Origin of the sequence: Novosphingobium clariflavum, assembly GCF_026420865.1 — a bacterium.
GTDB classification, from domain to species: Bacteria; Pseudomonadota; Alphaproteobacteria; order Sphingomonadales; family Sphingomonadaceae; genus Novosphingobium; species Novosphingobium clariflavum.
This window is the reverse complement of sequence record NZ_JAPCWC010000015.1, coordinates 39453-56987: the sequence shown is the minus strand read 5'-3', so window position 1 is coordinate 56987 and position 17535 is coordinate 39453. Positions and strand designations below refer to the sequence as shown.

Genomic DNA, 17535 nt, shown 5'->3' with positions numbered 1-17535 from the left:
TTCGCATGAGATTGGAGCAATGTTCGCCGGCTACGGTCGCGTATCTCGGGCACGACGTGAACGATGCCGCCGTCCGGCGACGCGTGGCGATGTTCCGGGAGGAAGGCCTCGCGGTCAGGCTCGGTGGCTTCCGGCGGGGGGACGCGGTTCCGCCCGGCGGCAGTCCGGACGAGATCGTCGACTTTGGAAAAACCGCCGACGCCCGGCTCGTGCAGCGGGCGCTCCGGGTTCTCGGCAATGTGCTCGCGCCCCGGCTGGTTCAGCGAACCTGCGACGGCGCGCGGGTTCTCGTGGCGCGCAACCTGGAAATGCTGGTGCTGGCATGGCGGGTGCGCCGTCGCGGGCAGCGGCTGGTTTACGAGTGTCTGGACATTCACCGATTAATGCTCGGTTCCGGATGCAAATCCCGGCTGATGCGGTGGATCGAGCGCAAGCTGCTGCGCCGTGCCGACCTGGTCCTGGTGAGTTCCCCGGCTTTCGCGCGCGAGTATTTCTCGGCCCGGCAGGGGCATGACCAGGCGGTCCTGCTGGTCGAAAACAAGGTGCCGATCTCCCAGCGCGCGGCACGGCGAGACGAAGAGACCCGCGCCGAGGCCGAGCCGCGCGCCAGTACCGATACACGTGCCGACACACGTGCCGACACACGTGCCGAGACAGGTGCCGGGGCGGACGCGCAGGCGTCACCCCGTGTCGTCATCGGGTGGTTCGGCATGCTGCGCTGCCGCCGGACTCTGGCCGAACTGGCACGCATCGCCAGGGCCGACGTCCCGGATCCGGCGGCGGTCAGTGGAGCCCGGGTCGAGGTGCTGATTGCCGGGATCCCCAGCCAGGCGGAATTTCCCGACTTTGCCGAGCAGGTGGGGGCCTGTCCCGGCTTGCGCTACCTCGGGCCCTACACGCCCGCGCAGCTTCCTGAACTCTATGCCGAGGTCGATTACATCTGGGCCATCGACTATTTCGAAGAGGGGCTCAATTCCGAATGGCTGCTGCCCAACCGGCTCTACGAGGGACTGGCGCACGGGGCCGTGCCGATCGCCTTGCGCCGGGTCGAGACGGGGCGCTGGCTGGCGCGTCACGGCGTCGGCCTGCTGGTCGATGCGCCGGAGGCGGAATTGCCGCAGTGTCTGCTGGAGGCTACCGGCACGCGGTTTGAGGCATGGCGCCGTGCGGTGGCGGCGCTGCCGACGGAGGCCCTGTTCCAGACGGAGCGGGAGCGCAAGGCCATCGTCGCGCACGTGATGGGGGCGGCCCATGACTGAGCCGGCTTCCTTCCTCTTCGACGATGCGCATGCCGATGTGCTGGTCGTGGTGCCATGCCTGAACGAGCAGGAGCATCTGCCCGGCCTGCTCGACGCCTTGCTGCGCGATGCGCGCGGGGCGCTGGTCGTGGTGGTCGATGGCGGCAGCACCGATGCCAGCCGCGCCATCGTGGCGGAACGCGCGGGCCGCCACGCCAACCTGCATCTGCTCGACAATCCGCAGCGGATACAGAGCGTCGGGGTCAATCTGGCGGCGCGGCGCTTTGGCGCCGGGCGGCGCTGGCTGGTGCGGGTCGATGCGCATTGCGACTATCCCTCGGGCTATGTCGACCGTCTCAAGACGGCGGCGGCGGCGAAAGGGGCGGATGCGGTCAGCGTACCGATGGTGTCGCGCGGGAGCGGATGTTTCCAGGTCGCGGCGGCGGCGGCGCAGAACTCGGTGCTGGGTACCGGGGGATCGCCGCATCGCCACCTTGGCAAAGGGCGCTGGGTCGATCACGGCCACCATGCCCTGTTCGATCTCATGCGCTTCCTCGCCGCGGGCGGTTACGACGAGGCCTTTTCGCACAACGAGGATGCCGAACTCGATCGCCGCCTGCGCGATCGGGGCGCGCGCATCTGGCTGGAGCCCTCGGCGGCGATCACGTATTATCCGCGCGCTTCGCTGCGGCCCCTGCTACGCCAGTATCGCAATTACGGGCGGGGGCGGGCGCGCAATCTGGCACGCCATCCTGACCGGATGAAGCTGCGCCAGATCCTGCCGCTGGGGGTCGTGCCGGCGATCCTGCTGGCACCCTTCGGACTTGTGCTGGCGGCGCTGCATCCTTTGGCACTGGCGCTGGTATTGCCAGCGATGGTGTGGATCGGGGCGACCCTCGCTGCAGGCGCGGCACTGGGGCTGCGGTCGCGGGTACCTTGCGCGATGGGGGCAGGCGGCGCGGCGCTGGTGATGCATGCAGGCTGGGGGTTCGGCTTTGTGGCGGAATGGCTGCGGCTGCGGGCAAGGCCGGATCGCTTGCCCGCCCCGCCGGCGCCGCTGGTCGTCGATCCCGATGGGCAGGCAAAGGGCAGCGGCCTTGAAGCGGTAACGATCTGTGTCTGCACGTTCCGCCGGGACTCGCTGTTCGAGACGCTGACGTCGTTCCTGGGCCTGTCCGCTCTGGAAGGGCGCGCGGTGAATGTCGTGGTGGTCGACAACGACGATAGGGACGATCTGCGCGCTGGTATCGCGCGGTTCGCTGCAGGGTACGGCTTGCCGCTTGCCTATGTCCATGCCCCGGCGCGCAACATCTCGATTGCCCGCAATGCCGCCCTCGATGCCGTGACAACGCGCTGGGCGGCCTTCATCGACGATGACGAGGTGGCCGATCCTGCCTGGCTGGCCATGTTGCTGGCCGGGCATGAGGGGCATCACGCGGTGATTGGACAGAGCCGGGCGGTCTATCCCGCCGAACTGCCGGGCTGGGCGGCGCGCTGCGATTTTCATTCCAACCGAATCTCCGGTCCTCCGGAAAATGCCTATACCTCCAACGCCTTGATCGACGTGGATTTCGTGCGCAGGACGAACTTGCGGTTCCGGGAGGGACTGGGCCGCACCGGCGGCGAGGATACCCTGTTTTTCCGGCAGATGGCGGCGGCTGGCGGCTTCATCGTCTACCGACCCGCGTCCGTCGTCTACGAGACGGTCCCGGCCCAGCGGGCGACGATGGCCTGGGTGCGGCGGCGCAAATATCGTTCGGGCCAGGTCCATGGTCTGCTGTGCCGGGAGTTCGAGCCCGTCCGCTATCGCAAGCTGGTCGCCACCGCCGGGGCCAAGCTGGTCCTCTCGGCGGCGATGGCACTGCTGACGATACCCGGCACCGACGCCTCGCGGCGCTGGACGGCGCGGGCCTTCCTCCATGCCGGCGCGCTCCATTTCCGGGTGAAACCGGCGATCCTGGAGGAATATGCCTGATCGCGCCTTGGCCTGTTTCGGGCAGGCGGGTGGATCTGCGACGTCAGCGGCAGTAGGGCGAAGAGGAGGAGATCTTGATGGACTTCACCTATATCCTGGCCGCCTTCCTGTCGCTCTGCGTGGGATTTGGCAGCGCGCTGGTCTTTGTCGCGGTGCGGGGGACCTCGCCGCGCAAACTGATCGGCGTCGCCGTGGTTCTGGCGGTCATGGCCGATCTTGTGCTCCTGATCGACTGGCGGGGCATCGGCGAACTGGGCGCTGCGAAGCTGCTTGCCGACTTCGGCTTCTTCACCCTCTACGGCTGCATTGGCTGTGCCTTCGGGGCCTATCCGGTGCTGGCGCTGCGCAGTGTCCTGCGGCGGGCGCGGCGGGCAGGGGGAGGTCGCTGAGCGTTACGCAATGCCGGTCTGGAGGCTCCAGTGGCGCTCGTCCTCCAGCACCAGCGCGGTGAGCACGCCGGTCCGGAACGCGCCGGTGTCGATGCCGACCCGTCCCGGCGCCAGGTCGATTCCCGGCGTGATCGTGTGCCCGTGCACGACCAGCTTCTCGAAGCGTTGCTGCGAGCCGATGAAGGGTTCGCGAATCCAGCGCATGGTGGCGGCGTCCTGTTGGCCGAGCGCCAGCGCCGGGTCGATGCCGGCATGGGTGAAAAACACGTCGCCGAACTCGGCACAGGCGCATAGCCCGCGCAGCAGTGCACGGTGGTCCGCGGGAATGGCGCCAACCGCGTCGATGATGGCGTGGGTTTCGTCCCCGGAGCCGGGAAGCGCCACGCCGTAGCTGGCCAATGTCTCGCGCCCGCCGATGCGGGCAAAGAACCGGGCAACCTCTTCGGTCGGGTGGTCGAGCAGTGTGAGCAGGACTTCCTCGTGGTTGCCCATGATCGCGTGGACTTCCAGCGCGCTGTCCTGCAGGAGCTTCACGAGGTCGAGCACGCGGGCGCTGTCGGGGCCGCGGTCGACGAAGTCTCCCAGCAGCACGATTGCGGTCTCGCGGCAGGAAAGGCCGCGCGCATCGCGGGCGATCATGTCGATCAGGCGCTCGAACGGATCGGCGCAGCCGTGGATGTCGCCGATGGCGTAGATGCGCTTGCCGGACGGGACGCGGCGGTCCTCGAAAGGATCGGCCGGGAGCGGCCGGCGAGGGGGTGCATGGCTCGGGCCCGGTGGATCCGGGCGGCGATCCCTGGCGGGAGGCGAGGGCCGGAACAAGCGGCGCATGGCCGCGATACTAAGCCGCTTTGCGCCCCGGGGGAAACGGCGGACCAGTCGGAAAGCGACGTTTCCTGAAGCGCGCCGCTCGGCTGCAAGATGGCGGCTGTCAGATGAGCCCGCAGCAACGTGGCCGGCAGCGACAGGGCCGGAGGGCCAATGTCGCTGCCGTGCGCGTGATCGATCAGAAGCCGGCGGTGAGCGAGAACAGCACTGTCGATCCGGCGATCGTCTTGCCGTTCTTGGTCGAGGAGAAGTTCGGCTGCAGGTAGGCCGATTCCGACTTCGAGATGTCGGTGTCGACATAAGCGACGCCCAGCGTCACCGGGCCGAGCGCCAGGTCGGCGCCGAGCAGCCAGTCGACATATTCGCCGGTCGGCGCGACGCTGGTGCCGTTGGGACCGAGGCCCGAGTTGCCGTTCGAATAGCCGATGTGGCCCTTCACGGTGACCGGGGTGTTGGGGATGCCGGCGCTGGCGTCGCTCCACATGTAGAAGTTGTCGGTCTTGGCGCCGGGGTTGCCGATGCCGTCGAGATAGTCCGCGCCGCTGGCGTAGACTTTGCCGAGCGCCTGCTGCTTGGGCGCATAGGCCACGCCGACCAGCACGCTGGCCGGGCCGAGATCGCCCGAAAGCTTGACGTAGGGTTCGGCGAAGTCGGTGTCGCTGGCGCCGCCCGGATACATGTACCAGGTCAGGCCGACGTCGAGCTTGAGGCCGCTGCTGATCTCGGTCGAGTAGCCGCCGACAAGGTCGAGTTCCATGTTCGAGCCGCCAAAGGTGCCCCAGCCGGAAAGGTTGGAGGCCCAGGTGGCGACGTAGAGGCCGCTTTCATGGGTGACGGTCACGCCGCCTTGCACGGCCATTTCCTTGTCGGTCTGCGAGACGCCGCGGAAACGGTAGTCGGTGGTGAGCCCCACGCTGCCCGAGACGGTGATCGGCCCCGGTGCTTCTTCCTGCGCCATCGCAGGCGTTGCAAGCATGGCGGTAGCAAGGCCCAGGAGGCCGGTGGCAAGACGGAAATTCATAATCGGAACGCCCTCATGTTTCGATTTGTTGCGCGTTCCTTCCTGCGTCCGGCAGTCGTGCCCTGCATGCGTGGCGGGCCCGTTTCTGCCGGAACTTCCTGCTTACGGGTCAGGCTTGTCCGTTTGCTTGCCGGGGTGTGACAAAGTGTTTCCGGCCTCCGCAGGGGCGATCAGGCGTCGCATGCGGGGGCGTTCGACAAAGAAAAGCCGGGCGGCCTGAATGGGGAGGGCCGCCCGGCAGGGGGAAGGCGAACGTGAGGGTGTCCGCCCGTCTGACTGGTCAGATGGTCAGGCCATCAGGCTGCCAGCGGCAGCGGCCGCAGGATCGCCTCCGGGCCGGTCACGGTATCGGTCTGGCCGCTCTGGCGGCGGCGACCGAGCCATTCGCGGATGGTTTCCGCAGTGGTGTGATCCATCACCTTCACCTTGCCGAGGTCGAGATGGACCGGCTTGTGGTGGGGCTGCTTTTCCAGCACCGCGTTGAGGCGGGTAAGGCCCAGGAACGTCGCGCCGCCGCCCAGTTCGAGGCGGGTGTGCTCGTCATTGTCATGCTCCTGCACCTTGAGGCGCAGGTTCCTGGCATGGGGCAGCAGTTCCACCAGCGTCAGCGCGAGGCCTGCCAGCACGCCGGTCAGGAGGTCGGTCGTCACCACCAGCACGAAAGTCGCCGCCCAGATCACGGCGGGGAAGGCGCCGTAGGCATGGAACAGGTGACGCACGTGGCTGAGGTTCACGAGCTTCCAGCCGGTCACCACCAGCACGCCGCCCAGCGCCGCCATCGGCACTTCGCGCAGCAGCCAGGGCAGCAGGGCGATGAAGCCGAGGATCCAGACGCCGTGCAGGATCGTCGAGAGACGGGTCTTGGCACCGGCCTGGACGTTGGCCGAGCTGCGCACGATCACGCCGGTCATCGGAAGGGCGCCGAAGATGCCGCAGAGCAGGTTGCCGATGCCCTGCGCGCGCAGTTCCTTGTCGTAGTGCGTGCGCACGCCGTCATGCATGCGGTCGACCGCGGCGGCCGAGAGCAGCGTTTCGGCGCTGGCGATGAAGGCTATGGCAAGCGCGGCGACAAGCAGCGCAGGCTGCGCGAGCGGGGCGAACCAGGCGGTGGAGGTCGGCAGCGCGAAGGCGGCGCCGATCGATTCGGGCACGGCGATGCGGGCGACGTCGAGGCCGAAGCCCCAGGCGACCAGCGTTGCCGCCATCACGCCCAGCAGCGCGCCGGGCACGAGGCCGAGGTTCTTCGGGCGCAGCTTTTCCCAGCCGATCATCACGCCGATGGTCAGCAGGCCGAGCATCAGGGCGAGTTCGGTGGAGGCGATGTTGGTGGGATCGAGGCCGAGGATGCGCGCGGGCATCATCGCCATGTTCTCCAGCCCGCTCGACATCGGCTTCTGGTCGAAGAGGATGTGGAACTGGCCGATCACGATCAGCGCGCCGATACCGGCGAGCATGCCGTGGACCACCGCCGGGCTGATCGCGCGGAACAGGCCGCCGAGGCGCAGGGCGCCGGCAACGATCTGCAGCACGCCGGCCAGCAGCAGCACGGGGCCGAGCGCTTCGAGGCCATGCTCGCGCACGAACTCGAAGACAATGACGGCAAGGCCAGCGGCAGGGCCGCTGACCTGAAGCGGGGAGCCGGCCAGCAGGCCGACGACCAGACCGCCGATGATGCCGGTGACGAGGCCCTTTTCAGGCGGCACGCCAGAGGCGATGGCGATGCCCATGCAGAGCGGCATCGCGACCAGGAACACCACGATCGACGCGGTGAAGTCCCGGCCGAAGTGGGCAAAAAGCCCACTTCTTTCGGTAGTTGCCGAGTTCACTCTGCGGCCTCGGCGTATTCGGTCGCGAAGCGGGTCTTGGCGGCGAGAGCGACCGGCAGGGCGCTGTCTTCACGCAGCGGCACGAACTGGCCGGTGTCGCCGTCGAGGCCGAGCACCTGGCCTGCGTGGATGTCCACGAACCAGCCGTGCAGGGTCATTTCGCCGCGGGCGATGGCGGCGGCGACCGAGGGGTGGGTGCGCAAGTGGGCGATCTGGGCGATGATGTTCTCGAGGCTGATGGCGCGCACGCGCTCCTTGCCGTCGAGATCGCTGTGGCACGAGGAGACGATGTGCTCGGCAGCGGCACCGTGCTTCAGCCAGGCGGCGACGTTCGGCATCGCCTCGAGGCCGACCGGGTTGCTGAGCGCCTTCATCGCGCCGCAGTCCGAGTGGCCGCAGACGATGATGTCGCGCACGCCGAGGGCGGCGACGGCATATTCCACGGTCGAAGTCACGCCGCCGTTCTGCGTCGAATAGGGGGGCACGATGTTGCCGGCGTTGCGGCAGACGAAGAGGTCGCCGGGCTGGGCCTGCATGATCTGCTCGGGCACGATTCGCGAATCGGCGCAGGAGATCATCAGCGCCTTGGGCTCCTGGCCTTCGGTCGACAGCTTGCCGAACAGTTCGCTGCTGGCGGGGAAGATGGTCTTCTCGAAGTGGAAGACGCGTCCAATCAGTTCGTTCACTCTCGTCACCTTTCCAAACAGGGTGCCCCGCGCTCGCCTGAAGGGGGATGGGAGAGCGGCGCGGGGCTTGATGGAAAGGTATGGGCGCTCGTTTTCGGCCATCGTGCGCGTTTGTCAGGAAATGTTGCTGCGCCGCAGCGGGAGTGTGTCTGCCGCAAGTGCGGGGCGGCAGGACGACGCATGCGATGCGGAGATAGCTGGGGGCATGCCGGCCATGACATCCCCCGTTGGCCGGGCTTTCGGAAAGGCACTGCTATTGCGCCTGAAGGGGGCACCGATCATTGTAAGCGAATGAACAGGCTCTCGTTTTCCGTAATGTTGCTGGCTTGCACAATGCCTGCGCCCTCGCTGGCCCGCGATGCCTCCACGCCGGATTGTGAGGCGCCACCGGCCAGATACCTTGGCGATCTCCTGCACGCCTTCGGCGAAAAGGCCGTCGAGGCCATCAATCTTGCCGGAGGGTCAGAAAGCAAGGCGTCCGATGCGAAGTTACGGCGCCTGCTCGGTGACCATGCGGAGTTTTCTCTGGGCGGCGGCGATGTGGGCCGCCCGCTTGGCGAGGGCGTGGCAGCGATTCGCAAGATGGCGCGGGAAATGCGAGCCGATACGTTTCGTTTCCTCAATTGGGATTACATTCCAACGCCTGTCGGAGACCGCTGTGCGAAGCAGGAGCTGACAATCGAATTTGTCGACAGCGGGCAGGACTATGTCTTCCCGGTGAAGTTCACGTTCGAGAACGGGCGCATTGTTGCTGGAGCAGGCTGGCGCCGGTCCTTTACGTCAGGACCAATTGCACCCGTGCGAGATTGAGCCTCACCTTACCCGAAATCTGCCCCGAACTTCAGGCCCGCTCCAGCGGCAGCCGGATCGTTGCCCGCAATCCGCCTTCGGCGCGGTTGCGCAAGTCGAGGGTGCCGCCTTCGAGGCGCACCGCCTTGCGCACGATCGGCAGGCCGAGGCCCATGCCCGCCGTATCCCGCGCGCGCGAACTGTCGAGGCGGACGAAGGGCTGGAGCGCGTCGGTGATGCGGTCCTCGGGAATGCCGGGGCCGTCGTCGTCCACGGTGATTTCCGCGGCGCCGCCGTCGCGCCGCAGCGAGACGCGCACGTTGCCGCCATAGTGCAGGGCATTCTCGATGAGGTTCGACAGCGCCCGCCGGATCGAGACCGGGCGGGCCATGATCTCGAGGCTGGAAAGGCCTGAATAGGTCGCATTCGCGCCGCGATCCGCCGCCGTGTCGACCAGCGTTTCGGCCATGACCGCAAGGTCGATGCGTTCGGCCGGGATATTGGCGCCGCCGGTATCGACATAGGCCTGGATCGAATCGAGCAGCATCCGCATCTCCTCGATGTCGTGGTCGAGCCCCTCGCGCACTTCTGGATCGACCTCGCCGTCGTCGAGGCGCAGCCGCATGCGGGCGAGCGGGGTCTTGAGGTCGTGGCCGATCGCCAGCATCGTGTGGGTGCGGTCCTGCAGCGACTGGTGGATGCGCTCCTGCATCTCGTTCATCGCGCGGATCAGTTCGCGCATCTCCTCAGGCCCGTGCTCGGGCAGCGGCTTGGGCGGCCCGGCGCCGAGATTGCGGGTGGCGCGCACCAGCGAGCGCAGCGGGTCGAGCGCGGCGCGCAGCAGCAGCCAGGCCAGCGAGACCAGCAGCAGCGCCGGCACCAGCAGGCTGGCCACGCGCCCGGCGGTCAGGCTCCAGGCGGCGCGGGCATGGGTGCGGAACGACAGCAGCGAATTGTCCGGCAGGCGCAAGGAGCCGCCGATGTTGCCGCGTCCGGGAATGGTTTCGAGATGGAGTTCGAGGTCGGCATGGGCGAGTTCCGGCTGGATCTCGACCACTTGCGCGCGCAAGTTGGACAGCCCGATCGAGCCGCGATGGCGCTGCGAGGGGGGCGACCATTCGAGCACGAAACGTTTGGTGGAAAGGGCCCCGGTCACGCCGGGGCGGTCGGCCAGCGACGCACGCTCGATCGCGCGGCTGGCCAGCACCAGGTTTTCGGCAATGCGCTCGGCATCGTCGCGGCGCAGTTCGAACGAGCTGGCCCGCTCGAACAGCACCGTATTGGCAATGAAATCGATGAGGATGACCAGCAGCAGCACCGCGATCAGCCGCTCGATGAGGCCAAAACGCCGGAACAGGCGGAACCGGCGTAGTTCCATTATGCGCGCGTGACCTCGGCCTTGAACATGTAGCCGACGCCGCGCACGGTGACGATCGGCGGCTCGGCACCTTCGCCCTGCAGCTTGCGGCGCAGGCGGCTGACCAGCACGTCGACGCTGCGGTCGGAACTGTCACCCAGACGTGCGCGCGAAAGCTCGATCAGCCGTTCGCGGCCCAGCACCCGCTGGGGGTAGGCGAGGAACGTGGCCAGCAGGTCGAACTCGGCGCCGGTGAGGTCCACCATCGCGCCGGTCGGCGAGCGCAGCTCGCGGCGCGCCATCGACAGCGTCCAGCCGTCGAACAGGATCGCGTCGGGCATGCGGCCGTCGGCCACGCCGTCGGGAGCGGGGGTGTCGGTTCCGGTGCTGGAGCCGCCGCGGCGCAGCACGGCGCTGACGCGTGCGGCCAGTTCGCGGGTGCTGAAGGGCTTGGCGAGATAGTCGTCCGCGCCCAGTTCAAGGCCGAGCACGCGGTCTTCCTCGCTGCCGCGGGCGCTGATGAAGATCACCGGCACATCGCTCTCGCGGCGCAGGCGGCGGAACAGGTCGAAGCCGCTCGTACCCGGCAGCATCACGTCGAGCACGACGAGGCTGACCGGTCCTTCGCGCAGCGTCACCCACATTTCCGCGCCGGTGGCGGCGGTGAGCACGTTGAACCCGCTCTGGCGCAAGGCGCGCGCGGTCAGGGTGCGGAGGGGGCCGTCGTCCTCGACGAGCAGGATCGTGGGTGTGGACATGGGTGCTTCGTCGAGGTGGCGATAAACGGGGGCGACACTCTGGATCATGGTCTCGTCGTCAGCTGATGTAGGGGGGAGGGCGGCGATTGGCAAATCCAGGATAGTGGGAAACGGAGCGATTGCCGTTTCCCACCCCTTCATTCGGGTTCCGGCGGCGGTTGCAGTGCGGCAACCGCGTCGGCGATCCCGGCCGCTTCGGCCGGGTGCATGGAGGCCTCGAACGTACGGCCGATGGTGTCACGCAGGGCAAGACCGGTCGGCGACGGGCTCTGTGCCATGCGGGCGAGCGTGCCGGCAGGCACGTCGAAGGCATAATGGACACGGGTGGTGCAGGCGGTGACCAGCGCGTCCTGTGTCGGGCACCGTTCCGGCTGGCGCTCGACATGGGCGAGCGTGAGCGTGGCCGGGGCACCGTCGATGTCGAGGGCCAGAGCGGTCATGTCGCGGGCGAGGCCGGCATGGGTCACTTCCTGCCAGAGCTGCCAGCGCACCGCGCCGCTCTCGCGGTCGACATGGGCACGCAGATGCGAAGGCCCGATCTCGACGCTGCCCGCCGCCGCCCGGCCATGGCCGCGCTTGCCCGCCTTGTGGGTGGTGGCGATGACGTGGGGCAGGGCCGGATCGTCGATGACCGCGGCCGGGCTTGCGGCGGGCACGACATCGCGTGCCCCCGCTTCACCCGCGAGCAGGAGCGCGGGCACGCCGAGAATGCCGATCACGCCCGCGCGCAGGGCCATCAGCGCGCGCTCTCGTTGGCGGCGAGCTGCGCAGCGTCGCTCTGGGCGGCTGCCTTGGCGTCGGCCTGCAGCGCGCGGTGGCGGCAGTCGCGGCCCTTCGACGGTTCGGGGTGGCAGGCCACGCGCGCGGCGGCGGTACGCTTGGCCTTGGGGGCGGAAACGGCGGGATGGCCCTTGAGGTGGGCGATGGTCTCGTTGGCGATCGCGGCGCCGGGAAGGGCGAGCGAGAGCGAGGCAATAGCGGCGAGAACGGGGAACTTGGTCACTTTCAGGTCTCCATAGACTGGCAATGGCCCTGAATGTGAGGACGCTCCGTGTCCTGCTTCGTACGGTTCTGTAACGAAGTATTGCCGGAACGAAACTATTGGAAACGGTTCAGCAACACACGTGCGCAGGCGCGGCTTTTGCGTTCCCCGGGAGGGGTTTGCTCTTGGCTGTCTGTATGAAGGGAAAAGGCTGAAACCGAAAGCCGCATGGCGGAGACGGAGGGATTCGAACCCTCGGTACCCCCTTAAGAGTACGACGGTTTAGCAAACCGCTGGTTTCAGCCACTCACCCACGTCTCCGTGCTACGGCTAGGAGGCGCCCTATAACGAGGGCTTCAGGGTCGGGCAAGGGGCATGTCGCTGGATTTGCGCATTTGCCGATCCGCTTCGGAAAATGCCTGTGGACTGTTTTGGTCTACGGATTGTTTCGGCGGCGCTCAGGCCCGATTCGGTCCGTCGCGAAACGGACTCGCCCTGCCGACCGTTCATTGCAGGGTCAGGCGGGGTGCACTCTGCTAGCGTCTTGCCGCAATGCGCCGCCCCCCGGCGTGTGCGGAGTCCGAATTCGGGCGCGGGATCGCATCAATCGGATTACTCAGGGGAGCGAGGGAAATGACAGTCGAAACGCCAGCCAAAGGACGCCGCCTGCGTATCGGCATGGGGATCGCCATGATGATGGCAGGGCTCGCCGCGCCGCTTGGCTCGGCCATGGCGCAAGTGACGACGGTCGATCCCGACGCGGCGATCGATTCCGACATCGGCACGCCGCCGACCACCTATTCCCATACGCCGCAGGTGCCCGAGCAGGCCCCGGTGGATAGCCAGGGCAACGGCATGCCGGTCGACCAGGGCCCCATCCAGCCCGCTCCTGCCCAGCCCATCCCGACCACCCCGGCGCCGGTCGGCCCTAATGGCGGCCCGGCGGCGGCGGACAGTTCCAGCACGTATCACGAGGATGACCTGATCGGCGCGGCCGAAGGCGTGTTCGGCAAGGGCGCCAAGGGGCTGGCCGATCTGATCAAGGACCTGCTGGCCAAGCAGGGCGAGCCCAACGGCTACATCGTTGGCCGTGAGGCCGGCGGCGCGCTGGCCGTGGGGCTGCGTTACGGCTCGGGCACGCTCTATCACAAGATCGAGGGCGAGCAGCCGGTCTACTGGACCGGCCCCTCGATCGGTTTCGACGCGGGCGCCAATGCGGGCAATGCGTTCGTGCTGGTCTACAACCTCTACGACAGCGAGGATCTCTACCACCGATTCGGCGCGGGCGAGGGGCAGGCCTATCTGATCGGCGGCTTCACCGTCAGCTATCTGCGCCGCGGCAACGTGGTGCTGATCCCGGTCCGTGCAGGCGCGGGCCTGCGTCTGGGCGCGAACATCGGCTACATGAAGTTCTCGCACAAGCAGAACTGGCTGCCGTTCTAATCCGGGCTGACTAATCCGGACTGACTAATCCGGGCTGACGTTCGTTCGAAACGGGCACCCGCCCGTTTCGGCGGCGCTGCCCTGTCTGTGCCAAGAAAGTTGCTTCGCGCCATCGGTTTTGTGGCCGTTGCACCACTGCGCGGGCTGCTTGCGGTAATTCCCTGTCAATCCCGGTTGCGCGGGCGGGCGCTGCGGAGTAAGGCCCGCCCGCCATGCTTACGAACCTTCAGCAACAGCCCGCCGACGCGCTTCTTGCGCTGATCAAGCTCCACAACGACGATCCGCGCGCGGACAAGATCGACCTTGGTGTCGGCGTCTACCGCACCGGTGAGGGCGACACTCCGGTGTTCCGCTCGATCAAGGCCGCCGAGGCCAAACTCGTCGCCGAGCAGGACTCGAAAGCCTACCTCGGCCCCGAGGGCGACATGGGCTTCGTCGAGGCGCTGATGCCTTATGTCTTCGGCAAGGCGGATCCCTCGATGGGCGGCCGCATCGAAGGCATGCAGACCCCCGGCGGCACCGGCTCGCTGCGCCTCGCGCTCGCCATGGTGAAGCGCGCCGGCTACAGCCGCATCATCGTCGGCGTCCCCAGCTGGCCCAACCACGCCCAGATCTGCGCCGACCTCGGCCTTGAAGTCGTTGAATTCAACCACGCGCTCGCTTCGGGCACGACCGACATGGATGCGCTGCGCGCCGCCATCGCCGATGCCCGCGAAGGCGATGCCATCCTGCTGCATGGCTGCTGCCACAACCCCACCGGCATCGACTACAGCAACGCGCAGTGGGACGAGATCGCCGGCCTGATCGCCGCTGCGAAGATCCTGCCCATCCTCGACCTCGCCTATCAGGGCCTGGGCAAGGGCATGGAAGAAGACGCCTATGGCCTGCGCCGCGTGCTCGCCGCCGTGCCGGAAGCGCTGATCTGCTATTCGTGCGACAAGAACTTCGGCCTCTACCGCGACCGCGTCGGCGCGCTCTACGCGATGGTCGGTGATCCCGCCGACCTCGCCCGCGTGATGTCGAACGGCCACAACCTTGCCCGCGCCAACTGGTCGCAGCCGCCAGACCATGGCGGCGCCGCTGTCCGCCTCGTCCTCGAAGACGAGACGCTGACCGCCGACTGGCTCGCCGAGCTCGACGAGATGCGCGAGCGCATGCGCGAAGTGCGTGCCAAGCTTGCCGAGGCCGGCACTGCCGGTTCGGCCGACCTGACGCCGATGGGCGGCCAGAACGGCCTGTTCTCGATCGTGCCGCTGAACAAGGACCAGGTCCTTGCCATGCGCACCAAGCACGGCGTCTACATGGCCGGTTCGGGCCGCATCAACGTGGCGGGCCTGACGATGGGCAACATCGACAAGTTCATCGCCGCCGTTGCGGACGTGACTGCGTAAAATGGATCGCCAGCCGGTCCTCGAAGGGGACCGGCTGGTCCTGCGTCCCCTTCGCGCAGACGATTGGGATGCTCTCTACGCGGTCGCATCCGACCGCGAGGTCTGGGCGGTCCACCCCGCCCACGACCGGTGGCAGGAACCGGTGTTCCGCCAGTTCTTCGCCGACGCGCTGGAAGGCGGCGGCGCTTTCGCCGTGATCGACAAGCAGAGCGGAGCCGTGATCGGCTCCAGCCGCTACGGCTCGCCCGAAGCTGGCGAGATCGAGATCGGCTGGTCGTTCCTTGCCCGCGCCCATTGGGGCAGCGGCTTCAATGCCGAGATGAAACGGCTGATGCTGGCCCACGCGCTGGCGCATTTCGAGCGGGTGATCTTCAAGGTCGGCGCGCAGAACGTGATCTCGCGCAAGGCCATGGAGCATATCGGCGGGCGGCTGACCGACCGCTCTTTCGAGCGCGAGACTTGCGGTGTGATGGGCGTGCACGTGATCTATGAGATCACGCGCGAGAGTTTCGCGGCGGGGCCTTTGAAAAACAAGGGATAGAGCAGGGGGTTAATACCCCCTGCACCCCCCATACCGTCTGCGTTGCGCGCGCGGATTCGGGGGGCGCTCCCTGCGGCGCAGCCAATTAGTCTCCCGACGCTGCCGTGGGCGCGCAACGCGGTTGGTCCGCGTGACCTGGACGGTATTGGGGGTGCAGGGGGTATTAACCCCCTGCTTTAATTCTTCAATCCTTCACCCGCGAAGCGACTGCATCCGCTGCAGATACCGCGCCAGCACGTCGATTTCGAGGTTCACCCCGTCACCGGCCTTGAGCGCGCCGATGGTCGTCACTTCGGCGGTGTGGGGGATGATGTTGAGCATGAAGTGGCAGCTGCCGTCGCTCTGGTCGGCCACGTCGTTCACGGTCAGCGAGACGCCGTCCACCGTGATCGAGCCCTTGGGCGCGAGGTAGGGGGCGAGCTCTGCCGGAGCGGCGATCACGAAGCGCAGCGAATCGCCCTCGGGGGTGATACTGACGACGGTGCCGACACCGTCGACATGGCCAGTGACGATGTGTCCGCCCAGTTCGTCGCCCAGCTTGAGCGCCTGTTCGAGGTTCAGCGCGGTGCCTTCCGCCCAGCGGCCGGACACGGTGCGGGAGACCGATTCGGCGGAAATCTGCACTGCGAACCAGGCGTCGCCTTCCACGCCGCCCTTGTCGATGACGGTGAGGCACACGCCCGAGCAGGCGATCGATGCGCCCATGGCGATCCCGGCGGGGTCCCAGGGGCAGGTGATGACGGCGCGCAAGTCGCCCGACTGGCGGGCTTCGCGGATCTGGCCGACGGCGGTGACTATTCCGGTGAACATAGGCTGCTTTCGTAGACTTCGAGGGTGTCGCTGCCAAGCCGGCGCCGCTCGGTCAGCGACCAGCGGCCGTGGGCATCGGCAAGTCGGGCGAGGCCGTAGTCGCCGAGCGCCGGGCGGCCGCCGACCAGGATCGGCGCGCGGTAGAGCAGCAGGCGGTCGACCAGGCCTGCGGCAAGGAAGGCGGTGGCGGTGACCGCGCCGCCCTCGATGAAGAGGTATTGCACGCCTTCCATGGCGCCGATCGCCTCGGGCGAGGGCAGGGCGCGCCAGCCGTCGGGCGCTGCGCCGCGGGTCAGCACCCAGCGTTCGGGGCTGCGCGCGGCGAGGCCGGGCAGGCGCACGTCGAGGCGCGGGTTGTCGGTGCGCAGCGTGCCGCCGCCGACAAGGATGGCATCCGCCCTGGCGCGCATGGCATGGGTGTGGGCGCGGGCCTCGGGTCCGGTGATCCATTGGCTTTCGCCGTTTGCCATGGCCATGCAGCCGTCGAGCGAGAGCGCCAGCTTCAGCGTCACTTCGGGGCGGCCGAGGCGCCTGGAAACGAGGTAGCCGGACAGGCTGCGCGCGCAGGCGAGAGAAGGCAGGTACGCGGCCTCGATCCCGGCCGCGCGGATGCGAGCGAGGCCTTCGCCGCAGGTGCGCGGATCGGGGTCCATGCAGCCGATCACCACGCGCGCCACGCCCGAGGCGCAGACAAGGTCGGCGCAGGCAGGGCCGCGCGCGGACTGGTGGGCGCAAGGTTCGAGCGTGACGTAGAGCACGGCGCCGCGTGCGGCCTCCCCGGCAGCGGCGAGGGCCACGGCTTCGGCATGGGGGCGGCCGCCCGGCTGGGTCCAGCCCCGCGCGATGACCTTGCCATGCTTCACCAGAATCGCGCCGACGCCGGGGTTGGGGCGGCTCTCCGGGCGTGCCCGCGCGGCCAGCGCCGCGGCCGCCGCGAGCCAGCGAGCGTCGCTCACTGCTGTTGCTGGGTCTGCGATTGCGCGGATGTGTCGGACGCGGCCGGTTGTTCGTCGTACTTGGGCATCGTCACGCCTTCGGGCAGCTTCGGCGCGCCGATGCGCTTGGCCTCGGCGGCCTTGCGGGCGGCTTCGTCGGCTTCGGCCTCGCGCGCGATCTTGTCCACGTCCATTCCCGAATAGCGGCCGATCACCTTGTACATCTCGCGCACGTCCTTGTCGCGGCGGGCGAGTTCGGCGGCCCAGGCTTCCTTGCGCTTCTGGTTGTCGAGGTTGGAGGCCATGATCTCGGCATCGCTGCGATGTTCGGGCAGCACGGTGATCCAGGTCACCTTGGGCGGCAGGTGCGGGCCCTTGGCCTCCTGGTTCACCATCAGGTAGAACACGCCGAAAGTGCAGGCGGCCGAGACCGCGGCGATGCGCCAGCGGTTGTGCCCGGCCTGCTTCCAGACCGCGCGGAAATCCGCGATCATGCCGACGGGATTGACGTCTTTCCAGTATCCGGTGCGCTTCAGTAGACCCATGGGCCGCTATGTAGGCGTTAA

The 17535-nt window shown here is 67.9% G+C and carries 18 protein-coding genes and 1 tRNA gene; 7 read left to right on the top strand and 12 right to left on the bottom strand.

Annotation, left to right across the window (positions count from 1 at the left end; translation table 11 throughout):
- Positions 1-5: 5 nt before the first annotated feature.
- The 3 genes from OKA11_RS16915 to OKA11_RS16905 all read left to right on the top strand — a co-directional run bounded on the left by OKA11_RS16915 (position 6) and on the right by OKA11_RS16905 (position 3602).
- Positions 6-1259, top strand: coding sequence for a glycosyltransferase (locus tag OKA11_RS16915; protein WP_267222438.1), 1254 nt, complete (start codon positions 6-8; stop codon positions 1257-1259).
- Entirely contained in the window at positions 1252-3213 is a 1962-nt protein-coding gene (locus OKA11_RS16910; RefSeq protein ID WP_267222436.1) for a glycosyltransferase, read from the top strand. The genes OKA11_RS16915 and OKA11_RS16910 overlap by 8 nt, the downstream gene beginning before the upstream one ends.
- A gap of 77 nt (positions 3214-3290) precedes the next feature.
- The gene (locus OKA11_RS16905; protein WP_267222434.1) at positions 3291-3602 is read left to right on the top strand and encodes a hypothetical protein; all 312 of its coding nucleotides are present in this window, start codon (positions 3291-3293) and stop codon (positions 3600-3602) included.
- Between the two features lie 3 nt (positions 3603-3605).
- On the opposite strand, the gene OKA11_RS16900 is transcribed toward OKA11_RS16905, so the two are convergent.
- The 4 genes from OKA11_RS16900 to OKA11_RS16885 all read right to left on the bottom strand — a co-directional run bounded on the left by OKA11_RS16900 (position 3606) and on the right by OKA11_RS16885 (position 7963).
- On the bottom strand, positions 3606-4433 hold the full coding sequence (locus OKA11_RS16900) for a metallophosphoesterase family protein (RefSeq protein WP_267222431.1): 828 nt from the start codon (positions 4431-4433) through the stop codon (positions 3606-3608).
- Between the two features lie 175 nt (positions 4434-4608).
- Positions 4609-5451, bottom strand: a complete 843-nt coding sequence (locus tag OKA11_RS16895) for a TorF family putative porin (RefSeq protein WP_267222429.1) — start codon at positions 5449-5451, stop codon at positions 4609-4611.
- Between the two features lie 296 nt (positions 5452-5747).
- Positions 5748-7277 (bottom strand): SulP family inorganic anion transporter, encoded by a 1530-nt coding sequence (locus OKA11_RS16890; protein WP_267222427.1) that lies wholly within the window; start codon positions 7275-7277, stop codon positions 5748-5750.
- On the bottom strand, positions 7274-7963 hold the full coding sequence (locus OKA11_RS16885; protein WP_267222425.1) for a carbonic anhydrase: 690 nt from the start codon (positions 7961-7963) through the stop codon (positions 7274-7276). The genes OKA11_RS16890 and OKA11_RS16885 overlap by 4 nt, the downstream gene beginning before the upstream one ends.
- A gap of 333 nt (positions 7964-8296) precedes the next feature.
- Between OKA11_RS16885 and OKA11_RS16880 the strand changes: the two genes are divergently transcribed.
- Positions 8297-8773: a nuclear transport factor 2-like protein gene (locus OKA11_RS16880; RefSeq protein ID WP_267222422.1), complete on the top strand. Its 477-nt coding sequence runs from the start codon at positions 8297-8299 to the stop codon at positions 8771-8773.
- A gap of 31 nt (positions 8774-8804) precedes the next feature.
- On the opposite strand, the gene OKA11_RS16875 is transcribed toward OKA11_RS16880, so the two are convergent.
- From OKA11_RS16875 to OKA11_RS16855, 5 genes are all read right to left on the bottom strand, one after another.
- Complete coding sequence (locus OKA11_RS16875; protein WP_267222420.1) at positions 8805-10130, bottom strand: ATP-binding protein; 1326 nt, start codon at positions 10128-10130, stop codon at positions 8805-8807.
- Entirely contained in the window at positions 10130-10867 is a 738-nt protein-coding gene (locus OKA11_RS16870) for a response regulator transcription factor (protein ID WP_267222418.1), read from the bottom strand. The genes OKA11_RS16875 and OKA11_RS16870 overlap by 1 nt, the downstream gene beginning before the upstream one ends.
- 137 nt (positions 10868-11004) lie before the next feature.
- On the bottom strand, positions 11005-11604 hold the full coding sequence (locus tag OKA11_RS16865) for a hypothetical protein (protein ID WP_267222416.1): 600 nt from the start codon (positions 11602-11604) through the stop codon (positions 11005-11007).
- Entirely contained in the window at positions 11604-11870 is a 267-nt protein-coding gene (locus tag OKA11_RS16860; protein ID WP_267222413.1) for a hypothetical protein, read from the bottom strand. The genes OKA11_RS16865 and OKA11_RS16860 overlap by 1 nt, the downstream gene beginning before the upstream one ends.
- Positions 11871-12078: 208 nt before the next feature.
- Positions 12079-12170: transfer RNA gene (locus OKA11_RS16855), tRNA-Ser, on the bottom strand.
- 312 nt (positions 12171-12482) lie between these two features.
- Between OKA11_RS16855 and OKA11_RS16850 the strand changes: the two genes are divergently transcribed.
- From OKA11_RS16850 to OKA11_RS16840, 3 genes are all read left to right on the top strand, one after another.
- Positions 12483-13292, top strand: coding sequence for a DUF1134 domain-containing protein (locus OKA11_RS16850; protein ID WP_379489352.1), 810 nt, complete (start codon positions 12483-12485; stop codon positions 13290-13292).
- Positions 13293-13504: 212 nt separating this feature from the next.
- Positions 13505-14683 carry an amino acid aminotransferase gene (locus OKA11_RS16845; protein WP_267222411.1) on the top strand — a complete coding sequence of 393 codons (1179 nt, stop codon included), beginning with the start codon at positions 13505-13507 and terminating at the stop codon, positions 14681-14683.
- A gap of 1 nt (position 14684) precedes the next feature.
- Entirely contained in the window at positions 14685-15224 is a 540-nt protein-coding gene (locus tag OKA11_RS16840; RefSeq protein WP_267222409.1) for a GNAT family N-acetyltransferase, read from the top strand.
- Between the two features lie 192 nt (positions 15225-15416).
- Here the strand turns inward: OKA11_RS16840 and OKA11_RS16835 are convergent, their stop codons facing one another.
- Genes OKA11_RS16835 through OKA11_RS16825 form a run of 3 tightly spaced genes read right to left on the bottom strand, consistent with a single transcriptional unit; the run spans position 15417 to position 17514 of the window.
- Positions 15417-16034, bottom strand: a complete 618-nt coding sequence (locus tag OKA11_RS16835) for a riboflavin synthase (protein ID WP_267222407.1) — start codon at positions 16032-16034, stop codon at positions 15417-15419.
- Positions 16019-16990 (bottom strand): bifunctional diaminohydroxyphosphoribosylaminopyrimidine deaminase/5-amino-6-(5-phosphoribosylamino)uracil reductase RibD, encoded by a 972-nt coding sequence (gene ribD, locus OKA11_RS16830; protein ID WP_267222405.1) that lies wholly within the window; start codon positions 16988-16990, stop codon positions 16019-16021. The genes OKA11_RS16835 and ribD overlap by 16 nt, the downstream gene beginning before the upstream one ends.
- The gene (locus tag OKA11_RS16825) at positions 16987-17514 is read right to left on the bottom strand and encodes a hypothetical protein (RefSeq protein WP_267222404.1); all 528 of its coding nucleotides are present in this window, start codon (positions 17512-17514) and stop codon (positions 16987-16989) included. The genes ribD and OKA11_RS16825 overlap by 4 nt, the downstream gene beginning before the upstream one ends.
- Between the last annotated feature and the right edge of the window lie 21 nt (positions 17515-17535).